We start from the raw sequence: 14,498 nt of genomic DNA, 5'->3' as shown, positions 1-14,498 counted from the left end.
CCAGCGGGGACAGCGCTGGATTCCAGCAGATGACTAGCCCTCCGCATAGTCACCCGCTTAACAGATACACGTGGCGCGCGTCCATGACGCGAAAGTTCGAATCTCGCTCTCCGCAGCGTCGAAGAGCCCGCGCGGCGACCCCGGAAGGTGGGCGTGAGCGTGTCCTCGGCTAGGATGACTGTGCGTCTCGTGGGGATTCGCATGCGTGGGGAATGAAATCTGGGGGGTTTCGTGAAGCTTCATTGGAGTGCGCGAAGAAGCACTGATCCGCTGTCTTCGACCGGCCGCGTGAGCCGTCGAGCCGTTCGCGTCCGACAAGGGCTGGCCATCATCGTCGGGGCGATCTTGGCGGCGTCCGCGTTGGCGTCGGTTCCGACATCCGCCACGGCTGAGGTGACGATGCCGAAGGCGCCGCTGCTGGAACGCACGTCCGACGTGGTGACATCCGATCCGCTGCCGACCGTGCAGATCGACTCCGGGTACGTGTGGGCGCAGGCGACTATCGGGAACGTGGTCTATGCGGGGGGCAGCTTCTCGAACGCCAGGGCACCACTGGCTGATCCCGGCACGAACCTCACACCGCGCAGCAACATTCTGGCCTACGACATCACCACCGGGGGCCTGCTGCCGTTCGCGCCGCAGGTGAACGGAGTGATCAAGGCCGTTGCGGCCTCGCCTGACGGCAGCCGTCTCTACATCGGCGGCACGTTCACGCAGGTCAACGGCGCGACGCGATACAACTTCGCGGCGCTCGACGCCAAGACGGGCGAACTCGTCCCCGGGTTCGCGCCGGCGGTCGGCGGTACTGGCGTCTACGCCATCGCGGCGACGACCGACAGCGTCTACGTCGGAGGCTTGTTCACGCAGGCCAACGGCGTGGCGCGCAAGAACTTCGCGGCTTTCGCGACGACGAATGCCGCGCTGCGTCCGTGGGCACCCACCAGTGACCGGCAGGTGGACACGATGATCATCGAACCCGGCGGGCAACGTGTGCTCGCCGGCGGGCGTTTCGACAGCGTCAACGGCTCGATCCAGCGCGGTCTCGTCGCGCTCGACCCTGTCACCGGCGGGACCGACACCGCATGGGCTGCCCCCAAGACGGTGAAGAACTCCACGCCGATGAGCGTGAACACGACCGGCTACTCGGGGATCTTCGGCCTCACTGCCGATGCCACGACGGTGTACGGCACCGGCTGGTCGATGGGAGACAAGCCCGAGGTGCGAGGAAACCTCGAAGGCGTCTTCGCAGCCGAGGTGGGCAGCGGCGCGATCCGCTGGGTGGCCGATTGCCACGGAGACAGCTACGGGGTCTACTCGACGGGCAAGACCGTCTACACGACGAATCACACGCACACCTGCGAGAGCGCGAATCTCTGGCCCGAGCAGAGCCCGCGGACGTGGCGCTACTTCACCGCGTTCACCCCCTCCGCGGAGGGCACGCTCTCTCGAAGCCAGTTCCTCAGCGGCACCTACTCCGACTGGAGTGGCACCCCTTCCCCTTCGGCGTATGCCGTCACACCCGACTTCGCCGTCGGGACCGCCACCGGCCTCGGCCAGGCGGGGCTGTCGATCACGGGCTCGGGCGACTACGTCGCGGTTGCAGGCGAGTTCACCAGCGTGAACAACAAGCGCTATCAGGGCATCGTGCGCTTCTCGACGAAACCGGCGGGCGGGGCCGCTCAGGGCCCGTACCGGAAGGACGCGGCCTGGGCTACGCCGAAAGTCTGGTCCGATGTTCCGGTCCGGGTCTCGATCGAGACGAACTGGGATCGCGACAACCGCGATCTCACCTATCAGCTGATGCGTTCGGGCACGGCCGAGCCCGTCGCACAGACCGTCGCCACGTCCGTCTGGTGGGACAAGGGCACGGTGACGCTCGACGATCCGACCGCGGTCGCGGGCTCTACCTACACGTACACCGTCCGAGCCGTGGATGCCGATGGGAACTCCGCGCTGAGTCTTCCCGTCACGGTCACGGCGACGAACGCCGACACGTCGACCTATGCGAAGATCGTGCGACGTGACGGCGCTGACGCCTACTTCCCGCTCGGCAACGCGAAGACCGACTACATCAGCGGCGCCGCGCTTCCGTTCGGCACCGGCGTCACGACCACGACAGCAGGAGCTGTGGCGGGGACGACTCCGGCGGCCTCCGTCTTCAACGGCACGACGAGCGGTCGCGTCTCCTCTGCGACGCCGGCGAAGGGCGACGACAACTTCTCCGCGGAGGTCTGGTTCAAGACGACCACCACCAAGGGAGGGAAGCTCTTCGGCTACGGCTCGTCGCAGACGGGAACCTCGAGCTCCAGCGATCGCAACCTCTACATGCAGAACAACGGACGGCTTCGTTTCGGGGTGTATCCGGGCAGTGAGCGAGGGACGCTTGCCAGCACAGCGGCGTACAACGACGGCAAGTGGCATCATGTCGTCGTGTCCATGGGGCTGAAGGGCACGGTGCTCTACGTCGATGGAAAGGTCGCGGCCCAAGACGAGGCGATCACCGCCGCGCAGAAGAACTACAGCGGGTACTGGCGGCTCGGCTGGGACGGCAGTCTCGCGTCGTGGCCCACCCCTCCGACGTCCGCTGCATTCGCCGGGAGTCTCGACGAGTTCGCGGCCTACCCGACGACGCTGAGCGCTGCGCAGGTGACGCAGCACTACGCCGCAGGCATGGGCTTCAAGGCCCCGCAGGCGTCGTGGACGACGACGACCGCCGGGCCGGAGATGACGTTCAGCGGCGAGGCGACGTTCGTCGACGCCGGGCAGAAGATCGTCAACGCCGCGTGGGACTTCGGGGACGGCACGACCGGAACCGGGCTCCCGACTGCGACCCACGTCTATGCCGTCTCAGGCTCCTACACGGTCACTCTGACCCTCACCGACAGCCGAGGGCTGACCGGGAGCCTGAGCAAGCAGGTGACGGTCACTGCAGCGAACGTTCTCCCGACCGCCGACTTCGTGGCGACCGCCTCGGAGTTGTCGGTATCCGTCGACGCATCCGCATCCGTCGACTCTGACGGGTCGATCTCTTCGTACGCCTGGGATTGGGGCGACGGCGGTGCCGCGGGAGTCGGCGCGACGGCGACCCACTCGTACGCGACGGCCGGCACCTACACGATCACGCTCACCGTGACAGATGACCGCGGCGGTGAGGCCGTCAAGACCGCCGATATCGTGGTCGCGGAGACGCCGTCGATCGCACGCGACGCGTTCGAGCGCACCGGCGCCTCTGGCTGGGGCACCGCCGACATCGGCGGCGCGTGGACGCTGACAGGCGGCGCGGCATCCGCGGCATCCGTCTCTGACGGCGTTGGCAGGCTCACACTCGGCGCGGGCAGCACTCGCAATCTGACCCTGAACGCGGTGTCGGCAAAGAACGTGACCCTCTTGGCCGACTTCAGCCTCGATGCAGTCCCGGCGACGGGTTCGACGTATGTCGGGCTGATCGCCCGGTCGAGCGCGACCGACGGCTACACGACGCGAGCCTGGCTGAACGCCAACGGGACGGTGTCGCTGGTGATCCAGCGCGGCTCGACAGTGCTCTCCAGCTATCTGGTGCCTGGGCTGACCCGGGGCGCGAGCGACGTGTTCACCCTGAAGGTCGACGTGTCGGGAGACACCTCGACGAAGATCTCCGCGAAGATCTGGAGGCAGGGTACGCCCGAGCCTTCGGCATGGCAGATCGAGGCGACCGACGCGAAGGGGATCCTCACGGCCGGCGCCGTGGGAGTGCACGGAAGCCGAGCCGGCTCGGCCACAAGCACAGGGGTCGTCACCGTCGACGGTTTCCGTGTGGCCGACAACGGATGAGCGCCCTCTCGATTCGAGCATCGTTGCCCATCGACTCGCCGTCGCTCGGCGCTGTCCACACTCCACCGAGCGACGGAAGAGGGAACTTTCGCGAGATCGCGTCACGTTCTCGTTCTGCCGTGATCTTGTTCTCTGTAAGGGGCCAAACCCCGAGCCCGATTCCCCGATCGGATACCGCACAGGCTGTCCCCGCCAGTGCACATCACCGGCCTTCACGCCCGGGGGGAGGGGGCGACACGTCGCCGTGTCGCCCCCTCCTATCTCTCGAGGCCGCGTAACGCGGGCCTACTCGGCGGTGAAGCTCCTGCTCATCCAAGGACCGTAGTCGCCTGTTGCGGGATTCGCGTAGCGAAGTCGCATCTCATAGGTGCCGGGGTTGACAGCGAGATACTCGTTCCAGACGCCGCTCGACGGCACTCGGATGGTCTGCACAGGTGTGGCTCCGACGATCTCTCGCTGCAGGACGGTTCCGGGGACGTCTGCCAATCCGAAGTGGAAACGCGCTGCCACGACAGTCGCTCCGGATGCCGGATCCGTTGGCGTCGGCGCCTGCGAAACGGTGTAGGAGAGCGAGGCGCCGGTCGGCGACTGCACGCCGTTCGCTGTCTGCCGGGCCGCGACCGAGTAGCCACCCGGGGACTCTCCGACGAGGTGAGCCTTCCATGAGCCATCGCTTCTCGCGGTCGCCGAGGCGATGACCGTCCCGCCGCTCATCACCTCGACGCGTGCGCCGGGCACGGCGTCGACGCCTGCCACCCATGGGTACATGCGTCCGTCGAATTGCGTGAGCCCGGCAGTGGGCGCAGGCGGAGCAGGGGCGATGGGAACCACGGGAGCCGGCGGGTTCGTTCCACGCTGCGGAGGGCTCGGGATCGCCGAAGGGGAACCGAAGGATGACGGCGATGGCGAGGGCGTCTGTGACGCCGTGGGTGAGGGCGTGGCCGAGGGCGAGGGAGAGGGCGGGTCGTCCGATGCAACCTCCGCCGGCCCGGCGCTCTCACCGATCTCGCCATCGACGCCCGCTCCGGTGAACGTGCGCACGCCGAGATAGACGGCTCCCGCGATCATCACCGCCACAAGGGCCCAGATGAGGAAGACGAGCCACGGTCGCCTCTTGCGGTCCTCATCCTTCACATCAGGCGTCGTGGCAGATGGAGCGATCGCTCCCTCCGCCGAGGCCAGCGCCGCCGACATAGGCGGCGCCTGAGTGGCGGCGACGTAGCCCGCCGCCCCTGCGGTGCCGGCGACAGCGGGCACCACGGTGAGCGCGAGGGTGGCGAGGTTCTTCGCCTCCGTCAGCGCGCTGGGACAGGTCGCACAGGTGGCCAGATGGCGATCGAGAGAGGCTGTCGCTCGCGCGGAGAGCGCACCGCGCGTATACGCGCCCATGTCCTTGAGAGCCGCCCGGCAGTCCGGCGTGCTCGCACTCGTCAGCTGGGCGCTGATCCACGCATCGCGCAGGCCCCGCTTCGCCCGGACGATCAGCGCCGATACCGCATTGGGGGCAAGACCGAGGAGCACGCTGATCTCCCGCGGCTTCAGCTCGTCGACCTCGCTGTACCAGAGGACCTCCTGCCACCTCTTGGGCAGCTCCTTGAACGCGGCGAGGGCGGCTCCACCCTCGAACTCGGCAACCGCCTCGAGCTCCCCCTCTTTCGCATCGGGGTCCACGACGTACTCAAGCTCGGAGATGTTCACCGAGGTGTCGCGGTTGTACCAACGCCGCCCGACGTTGCGGACCGCCATGATCAGATACGGACGAAATCCCGAGGTCGGCCCGCCGCCCGCCCTGATGGCGCGCAGCACCCTGGCGAACGCCTCGGAGACGATGTCCTCCGCGTCGAGGGACACGAAGGTCCTGGCGACGGAGAACGCCGGCCCTGCATGGCGCTTCCAGAGTTCGCCGTAGGCGCGCGAGTCTCCTGATCGCACCAGCTCCACGAGATGATCGTCTGAGTCGACGACCGCGCCCTCACCTGTCATCCCCGACCTCCCCGTCGCAGAGCGTCTCGCACGTTGCCCGAACAACCGCCGATGAGAGGTCACTGAGGGCGAACCCCCGAACCGCTGCACTTAGTATACCGGTACTCATTCTCCCCTGACCTTGATCGGCGTGACCCATGACGAGCGGCCGGGCGGTGCGCTCTGGCACCCGCCCGGCCGGTTCAGCCCTTCTCGTAGCCTCGTCAGACTCGACGCGCCCGCCTGCGCTGCCATGCGATGCCGCCGACGGCGATCACCGTCATCGCCACCGCCGCCACCCAGAACGAGAACGACCCGACGCCGCCCGTGAGCGGGATCTGCGGGACCTCGGTGAGCTGATTCACGATCCCCGCGCCCCCCGCGACCGCGGTGCCGTCGACGTACACGAAGAGCGGCGCCGAGAGGAGCGCATAGCCTGCGGGCGCCTTCGTCTCGGTGAGCCGGTACCAGCCGTCTTCGAGTGCGGTCACCCTGAACCGCCCGGTGCGGCTGTCACGATCCGCGCCCGTGCAGTCCGCATCGGATGCCGCGACGCAGTCGACGACCGTCGACTCCACGGCACCGGCGACCGGTGCACCGCCATCGGACTCGACCTCGACCAGTGCCCACTCCGACCCTGCGAGGAAGTCCGTCGTCAGATGCGGCCCGATCTTGTTCCAGGACAGGCTCGAGAGAGTCCTCACTCCGGCCGGGTCGCAGACCTCCGCCGGCAGAGTCGTTCCGGTTCCCGGGGCGACGCAGGCCGTGTTCACGAGCGTCTCGGACTCACCCACCAGACCCTGCAGCGGGAGGTCGTACTCGACGACCGCCTCGCCGCCGACGGGGAGGGAGGGGATGGTGAGACCGCCGGCGCCGTCGGTGGCGAGCGGGACCGAATGCGAGAGCTGGCCGTCGTCGAAGAGCTGAGCGAGGTCGGCCTTGTCATCGGTCAGCGGCAGGTCAGAGAGGTCCACGTTGCCGATGTTCGTCACGACGATCCGGTATCGAGGGCTGTCCTCCACCGTGAACACCGGAAAGTCGCTCGCGTCCTGGGCGTCGTGCCAGGCGCCTGCGGCATCCTGTACGTACTTCTTGAGCGTGACCGCCGGATTCGGCGTGACCGCGAAGGCCGCGGACGTGCGCATCCTCAGCTGAGTGTCGGAGGAACGTCCGACCGCGAGGTTGACGAACGTGTCGCTGCCCTCGCTGCCCGTCGTGACAACCGGCACCGTGAAGCTCTGCGTGGCGCCGTAGGCGAGCGACGGGCCGATCACGCGCACCGCGGTCGCCGACGCGGTGAAGGTGGTCGTCCACCCGACCGTGTTGCCGGTCACCGTGGCGAAGCCGCCGTTGCTCGGGTCCTTGGGATCCTCGTTGAGCGTCGCCGGAGCGGCCGTCGTGTAGTACACCGTGGCGCCGGCGACCGCGGTCACCGGTCCACTCAGCGCATAGGTACCGTTGAACAGCGTGCCGCGACCGTCGCCGTTGTAGGGAAGGATGTCGACGACATCCGTCTTCGCCGCCGCGACCGGGTCGAAGGACTTCATCTCGACCGTCCACGAGTCAGAGGCCACGCCGTTCACCGAGGGCACCGACGCACTGGCGGCCGTCTTGGTGAGCGTCGTGTATCCGGCCTTCGGCACGACGAACTGTGCGGATGCCGTCGCGCTGAGGCCCTGGCTGGTCGCCGTGGCGCTGTTCGTGTAGGTGGCCCCTGGGGTCGCCGAGGCGGGGACCGAGGCCTTGAACGTGATCACGTCGAGCGGCGACTTGTTCACCGTGACATTCGGGATCGTCCACGTCAGCGTCACTCCTGTGGCTGGCGTGCCGGAGACGACGGGTGTGAGCGTGGAGCTCCCCGCCACGTAGTCGAGACCGATGGGAAGGGTGTCAACGACGACGACCTGCGCGGGATTACCTGTGCCGGCCGGCGAGTAGAGCCCGTACCGCAGCACGTAGTCGACCACGGAACCAGGACCCGCCTCCTTCTGCACGACCTCCTTCTCGAGGAGCGGCGTCGACCCGATGATCCGTAGCACGTCGCGACCGGCCGCCGCATAGGGGTAGCGCGCGCCGGGAGTGGCCGTGCCGGACGCGGGCTTGTCGGCGACGTTCAGGGATCGGTTCGGGGAGTTCCAGGTGCCGTCGAGCTTGTAGGAGCCCCAGGACCAGACGTCCATCCCGACGGGAGTGGACGCCTTGATGGTCTGGTCCACGCGCAGGCTGATGAGGCCGCCAGAGGAGGTGAGGCCCTGATCGATCATCGACTGCGTCTGTACGACCATGACGGCCTTCACCGTCGTCAGGTTCGCCGGAAGAGTCGTCGTCCATCCGTTGAGCGCCGGTGCGTCGCTGCCGCAGCCCGTCCAGGCGTTGGGATTGTAGCTCGCGCTCGCCGGATCGAGCAGGCCGCCTGCCGTGCCGGTGTAGTACCAGTAGGTGACACCAGTCACCGGTGTGCTCGGATCGGGGTCATTCATGTACGCCGAGTTGAAAGTCACGTACTTCGTGTCGAGAGCGATGCACATCGCGTTGCCCACCTTCGCCGCGACTCCCGCGTTCGACGTGACCGTCGCCCCGGCATACGTCCGGTACGTGTCAGTCCACACCGTGCCCTGTGACAGAGCCCCGATGGAGACGAAGCCGTGCGTCCATACACCGCGGGTGTATGCCATCTTGTTCGTGTTGTTCGCCGCGCTGTCGACCGACGTCACAGCCGGGTTACCCGCGGCGACATAGGTCGGCGCCGTCGCGCTCAGGTTGAAAGTGCCCGGACTTGAGTAGGTGAATTTGAACTTGACGACACCCGACGCGATCACGTCCATCCCCGGCGGAAGCGCCGCACCCGTGCTGTCCGTTGTAGGGAACGGACCGGAGTAGTTCAAGTTGGACAGCGTCATCCGGTACTTCCCCGCGCCGAGCGACGTGAGGCTGCAGGTGGGGAAGCGCGTCGTCTGGGACGCAGCATGGGTCGCATCCGAGTAAGGGAACCCCATGTACGTGGTGTCGATCGGCGCACACCCCGTGCCGTCGAGCGAGATCGTCTCGCCGTTGGACGCGGAGAGGGTCAGGTCGTAGCTCACCGATGACGGGCCGGGAAGAGAGCCCGTCGAATGACTGAGCGACCAGCCGAACGACAGGAGCTGCTGCGTGCCCGACTGCGTGCTCTTCGCACCGCCATCGAACTTCGCGTCCATCACGAACTTGTTGTCGATGGGGATCTCGGGCAGCGTCGCCGTCTTGCCGAGGAACGATCCGGTGACCGTGACCTTGTCGCCGCTGTTCCCCACAGGGACGAGGCCGGTGAAGGCGACCTGCGCCGTGCCGAGATTCCGCGTCCCGATGTTGCAGACGAGCGTCTTGCCGTCGGCCGACACGCTGGATGCCGGTGTCACACCGCTCGTGAGACAGATGTCGGGCAGCCGCGTGAAGGTCGCGTTCTGGGCGACGAAGGTCACCACATTGTTGTCGACGGGAGCGTTCGACGGCGCGGGGCTGTCGTCGTTGATGTCGAACCGCCACACGGCCGACAGGCTGCTGGACCCCGAGGTGACCGTCGCCGGCGGGTTCTCCCAGGCGCCCGTGAACTCGTACGCCACGATCGCAGCCTGCGCCGACGACGTTTGCCCGCCGAGCGCCGCCAGGGCGACGATCATCATCACCGAGAACGCCGAGATCGCACTCCGGACGAGGGCGCGACGCCGCGTCATCCTCTTCCTCATCATTTTCCTGCTCAACATCACTCTCGCCCCTCCGGCTCGAAAATCTGTGTCGTCTCTGCTGTCCCGCGTCTCACTCCGCGCCTGCGGTACGGCGGTCGGGTAGATCCACCCGCGGGCTGGTCCTCGTCGACGCCATGCTCGCTGGCCATGTCGCCCTCTGGGGTCGTCCTCCGGGCCTTCGCCTGGCGAGCGTCGACGTAGCCCTGCCAGATCACGTAGGCGGCGATGAGCACGAGACCGAGCCCGCCCCAGACCGCCCACCATGGGAACCCGGGAATGGACGGGGCCTCACCCGCGTTCCGGATGTCGTGCTCCGGCGTCGGAGTGATCCTCTCCGCCGTGACGACGATGCGATGCGTGTTGATGCCCAGTGGCGTGCAGGTGATCAGGGTGAGGAGGTCGGAGCCGGCCTCCGCACGGATGGTGCTGTTCTCCTGCGGCTCGATGATCGTGATGTCGCGCACGCGATATGTGAGCGTCTTGCCGAACGTCTCGACGATGATGCGGTCGCCCACGACCACCTTGTCGAGGTCGGTGAACATCGTGGCGTTCGCCAGTCCCCGGTGCGCGGTGATGACCGAGCGGGTGCCCTCTCCGCCGATCGGGAAGTGCGAGCCCTCCAGATGACCCGCACCACGGCTGAGCACCGCATCGCTCGTGCCGTGGAAGACAGGGAGATCGACGTCGATGGCAGGGATCTTGACTCGTGCCATGAGACCTTCGGCGTTCGCACTGAGGATGGAGTCGTAGTCGAACTCTCCCCCGTCGAGTGCACCATCGCCGACGGGGACGTTCGCGTTCTTGTTGAGCTGCACACCGGCGCTCAGCGCGTCATTGTACGCGCGAGCCTCTCGCAACTGCTCGCTCGCGTCGGGCTTGACATCGCGGACCTCGGACTCGTAGCTCACGAGCACCCGCGACTGGTTGTATGAGGAGACCCAGGCCGCCGTCATCGGGTACAGTCCCGCGACCACGCCGCCGAGGGCGAGCATGGCGATGCACAGCGTGAGCCAGCCCGGCTTCCACCTGCGTCTCACGTCAGGAAAGGCGTCGAGAGCCCCGCCGTCATCCTGCAGCGCGACGCTCCCCGCGTCTTCGACTATGGTCATCTCCCCATTCCTCCCCGGATGGTTCGTGTGATCGACGGTTCTCCGGGTCGGGCGGATATCCACCCGACCCGGAGGTCCGCTGACTAGTTCTTCGCCTCAGAGCGGCGACGGTGCTTCAGCAGGAGCAGGCCGATGGCCACGCCGAGAGCGCCGATCCCCGCGGTGATGAGGATGACCTGGCCTGCGGCACCGGTCATCGGGAGCGAGGGCACCGTCTGCTGGGTGTTCTCGATCTCGACATTGTCCGCCGGCGTCGTGGTTCCGATCTTCACGGCGACCGCGGTGAACGGGTCGGCCGGCAGGACGAATCCTGCCGGTGCCGCGATCTCCTTGAGCACGTAGCAGCGCTGCTGGGCGTCGATCGCGGGGTTCACGCTGTCGCTGACGAACAGCCCGGCGATCGAGATCAGACCGGTGCCCGCCGAGGTGAACTCGGTCTGGCCGCTGACGGTGATCGCCGATCCGGTCGGCTGCGCCGTGGAGCAGTCGGCCGCGTACGGGTCGACCGCGTTGTACACCTCGAAGACCGCGCCGTTCAGCGTGCCCTGGGCGCCGGTCGTGCCCGCGACGCGCTTCTGCACCTCGAGGCTGCCCCAATAGGTCTTGACCTCGTTGGACGGCAGCGGCGGCTGACCTGCCGGGTCGAATCCGGGGTTGTTCGGCCACAGTTCAGCCTGGTTGGTGATCGTCCCGTCGCCGACCGAGACGACCTTCCCGGCGAAGATGACCTGGATCTCCGAGCCCACGTGAGCATTGGGACCCTCGTTGAGCCAGGCGATGCCCGCCGCGGTGAAGTTCATCGTGACCTGCTGGCCCACGACATCGATCGTGTAGAACGACGGGTCGAGCGCCACGCCGTCTGCGGTGACGACAACATCGGCCGCAGCGACGGGCTCTAGTCGGGTGTCGAGCGTGTCGCGGATGGCGAAGCCCGTCCATGCCTGCTGCATGGTCGGCACCGGCACGGTCACCGGGAAGCGGATGACGGAGCCGAGGCCCGTGTCCTGCTGCGGGTCGACGGTCTTCTCGATCGTGCCTTCGCCGTTCTTCGGGTACGCGTGCACGTCGTACACCCATCCGCTCTGATAGGGCATGGGGACGGTGAGGATGAACGGGATGGCGCGGTCGACGATCTGCGCCGGTGCGGAGGTCTCGCAGACCTGGTACGCGCCGATGGGGAGCGACACGGTGGCGGTTCCCTGGGCGTCGGTCGCCGGAAGGGCCACCGGCGCGCCGAGGGTGTACCCCGCCGGCGCGGTGCATGCCGTGCCGGGGGTGATCGCGTTCAGCCCATCCCAGTTCGACGCCACGTTCAGGTCCAGCGGCGTGCCGTTCAGCAGCAGCGGGTACGCGGTGAAGACGACATCGGCGACCGGATCCGTGAAGTCGCCAGCGGCAGGCGCCTGGCTGATGTCTCCCTCGACGGTGCCGTTCTGGTGCAGGTACTTGTGCACGGTCAGCGAGCCGGTGCGGCTCGGGTCGATGTTGCCGTAGTCCTGGGGCGCAGCGTAGGCGGCTGTGCCTGCGCTGAGCAGCGCCCCCAGTCCGAGTGCGGTCGCTCCCAGAAGCGCCAACGCACGACGTGTGTTGTTTCGTTCAGTCACCTGAACCTCTCCCTCCCTGTTGGCCGTTCGGCCCTTCACGGCCCTTGCGTCATGAGCGCGCAATGAACCTCTTCGCCGTACCGGATACCGAGTGGAAGAGATCGTGACGCGACTTCTCCGTTTTCATCGTCGTCAGAGAACTTCCGGATTTGCTTCGTCAACCACGTCACGATCTCCGCGGGAGCGGATCGTGTGGAGTAGGCGTGTTCCTCTCCCCGGCTACACGCCCTCCGGGCGCTGGGGCGCCCCGAGCGACCGGGGTCCGGGTCAGTCTCCCCTGGACGGATCCCGGTCGCTCTTCTTCGTCTTCTCCTCGCGAGATCGCGTATGCCCTGCACTCGACGGCAGCAGAAGGGCCCGGCGCCTCCGTATCGGAGGCACCGGGCCCTTTGCGCACGTCAGCGGCGACAGGTCTTTCGACAGCGAAGCGGTCAGAGCGCGGGCGCTGTGGCAGCGTTCTGGCAGGAGTTCGCGGCACCGTCGCCGCCGCCACAAGACGCGAACCTCGTGAACTGCTCCAGTATCTGCGTTCGTTTCGCCTCTGGGAGGGCATCCCAGGCGAGAGGGAGATTCACACGACCGTTCGCGGTGTCCTGCACGCTGTAACGGGAGACGGAACCGCGATCGTCACCCGTTACGTGCTTCACGTACAGTTCGCCGTTCGCGCGGAGCGAGAAGAACCCGTCCTGCACGAGCGTGCCAGGCTCGGAATCCGGTCCCGCGGTGCTCGGATCGGAGACCTTCGTGTGAACCGAGTACACCCACTGGCGCCAGTTCGTCACTTCCTGGCCGCGGATCAGAGGCAGGAGGCTCAGACCGTCGTGATCGCTGAAAGTCGTGTTCTTCTCCGAGATGCTTGGCTGCATCGCTGCGAACGTCGGCATCAGATCGACAGACTGGGTGAGTTCGGTGCGAACGATGCCCGTCGCCGTGTCCGCTCCCGCGACGACGAGCGGCACCCGCAGATCTGTCTCGTATGGCGAGCCCTTGCCGATCTTGTAGCCGCTTGCGCCGTTGTCGATCAGGCCGAGATCGACGCCCTGACCCAGGTGGAATCCGTTGTCCGACGTGAACATCACATAGGTCGACTCCCACAACCCGTTCTTCTCCAGCTCGCTGCGCACGGCTCCGATCAGCTCGTCCAACGACTGGGCCATCCGCACTCGGTCGCGCAGATACTGCTGCAGCTCACATGCGTCGTCCTTGCCATCAGGTTTGGCGAACGGAATCTCACGGAGATCCTTCGCGCAGTTCAAGCCCTCGTTTCCGGGGAGGGATTCGATGAGGATGCTGGTGCACGTCCTCCGCGAGCCGCTGGGCTGCGTGCCGCAGTCTCCGCCAGGGAACTCTCCCGCGGGGTTCATGCCCTTCGGGAGATCACGGGGGGCGGGCACGAAACTGCGCACGTCCGTGCGGTTCAGGTTGCCCGCGTGCGTCGTGAACGGGACGAAAGTGGCGTTGAAGCTCTGGCCCGTACGCGCCATATACGGGATGAACGCATGAGCACGCGCGATCTGAGTGTCTGTGCCGTACAGCTCGTTCTTGACTGCCGCTCTGCCGGGAATCCCGATAGCGAAATCCATCTCGCCGTAGGCGCCGTCGCTGTACGGGCGCCACATGGTCCATCCCGGAGGCCGCCGCACCACATCACCGACGCCGAACGCGCTGTTGTAGCCGTTCAGGTACTTCCCCTCCAGCATTGTGTAGTACCCACGGTCCTGCGCTTGAACCGCATAGGTGAAGCGCTCGTTGTCACGGTTGGCGCCGGACTGCTGGAGCCCCCTGCGGAAGGCTTCGACACCTCCCATCGTGCCCGCGTTCTGATACACACCCGTGTTGTGCGGGAAGCGTCCCGTCAAGATCGAGGAGCGCGACACGCAGCACAACGAGTTCGTCACGTAGTAGTTGTCGAACGACACTCCATCGGCCATGAGCCGCTGCAACTCGGACATGTAGGGCACAAGGTCCCAGGAGAAGTCGTCAGCCATGATCATCACGACGTTCTTCGGCGTAGCGTCCGCAACGGCAGGCACAGCAGTGATGGTCCCACCGCCGACCACCGACAGAATCGCCGTGATCATCGCCAACCACACGGGTCGTCTGCGGCGTCGAGCGCCGCGAGTTGTCGTCCTCACGTGGATTCCCCTCTCGTCCGGGGAAGCACGTCTTCACGCCCAGGGAGAGTCCCCTGTTCATCGCCCGGGCTGTACAAGGATACGGTGCCTGTCGCCAGGCACCTCCTGCGCAGGGAACCCCTTGGCCGGATATCCACTCCCGCGGAGGACACACTG

The 14,498-nt window shown here is 66.8% G+C and carries 6 protein-coding genes; 1 reads left to right on the top strand and 5 read right to left on the bottom strand.

Features of this window, described 5'->3' with window-relative positions; genetic code table 11:
- Positions 1 to 399 precede the first annotated feature (399 nt).
- Positions 400 to 3,810, top strand: a complete 3,411-nt coding sequence (locus ACFY5A_RS07070) for a PKD domain-containing protein (RefSeq protein WP_387232676.1) — start codon at positions 400 to 402, stop codon at positions 3,808 to 3,810.
- 285 nt (positions 3,811 to 4,095) lie between these two features.
- On the opposite strand, the gene ACFY5A_RS07065 is transcribed toward ACFY5A_RS07070, so the two are convergent.
- From ACFY5A_RS07065 to ACFY5A_RS07045, 5 genes are all read right to left on the bottom strand, one after another.
- Positions 4,096 to 5,793: a sigma-70 family RNA polymerase sigma factor gene (locus ACFY5A_RS07065; protein WP_341940531.1), complete on the bottom strand. Its 1,698-nt coding sequence runs from the start codon at positions 5,791 to 5,793 to the stop codon at positions 4,096 to 4,098.
- A gap of 203 nt (positions 5,794 to 5,996) precedes the next feature.
- The gene (locus ACFY5A_RS07060) at positions 5,997 to 9,482 is read right to left on the bottom strand and encodes a SpaA isopeptide-forming pilin-related protein (protein WP_341940532.1); all 3,486 of its coding nucleotides are present in this window, start codon (positions 9,480 to 9,482) and stop codon (positions 5,997 to 5,999) included.
- A 29-nt stretch (positions 9,483 to 9,511) separates the two neighbouring features.
- Complete coding sequence (locus ACFY5A_RS07055) at positions 9,512 to 10,603, bottom strand: class C sortase (RefSeq protein WP_341940533.1); 1,092 nt, start codon at positions 10,601 to 10,603, stop codon at positions 9,512 to 9,514.
- An 83-nt stretch (positions 10,604 to 10,686) separates the two neighbouring features.
- The gene (locus ACFY5A_RS07050; RefSeq protein WP_341940534.1) at positions 10,687 to 12,207 is read right to left on the bottom strand and encodes a SpaH/EbpB family LPXTG-anchored major pilin; all 1,521 of its coding nucleotides are present in this window, start codon (positions 12,205 to 12,207) and stop codon (positions 10,687 to 10,689) included.
- Positions 12,208 to 12,638: 431 nt separating this feature from the next.
- Entirely contained in the window at positions 12,639 to 14,288 is a 1,650-nt protein-coding gene (locus tag ACFY5A_RS07045; RefSeq protein WP_341940535.1) for a sulfatase-like hydrolase/transferase, read from the bottom strand.
- Positions 14,289 to 14,498: the final 210 nt, after the last annotated feature.

The organism is Microbacterium sp. NPDC012755, assembly GCF_042901325.1.
Classification (GTDB): Bacteria; Actinomycetota; Actinomycetes; order Actinomycetales; family Microbacteriaceae; genus Microbacterium; species Microbacterium natoriense.
This window is presented reverse-complemented; position numbering and strand designations above follow the sequence as displayed.

What these genes read in the sequence shown, in the direction of transcription:
- ACFY5A_RS07070 (WP_387232676.1), top strand. Translation starts at nt 400, where the DNA reads ATGCCGAAGGCGCCGCTGCTGGAACGCACGTCCGACGTGGTGACATCC.
- ACFY5A_RS07060 (WP_341940532.1), bottom strand. Translation starts at nt 9,482, where the DNA reads ATGACGCGGCGTCGCGCCCTCGTCCGGAGTGCGATCTCGGCGTTCTCG.
- ACFY5A_RS07065 (WP_341940531.1), bottom strand. Translation starts at nt 5,793, where the DNA reads ATGACAGGTGAGGGCGCGGTCGTCGACTCAGACGATCATCTCGTGGAG.
- ACFY5A_RS07055 (WP_341940533.1), bottom strand. Translation starts at nt 10,603, where the DNA reads ATGACCATAGTCGAAGACGCGGGGAGCGTCGCGCTGCAGGATGACGGC.
- ACFY5A_RS07045 (WP_341940535.1), bottom strand. Translation starts at nt 14,288, where the DNA reads ATGATCACGGCGATTCTGTCGGTGGTCGGCGGTGGGACCATCACTGCT.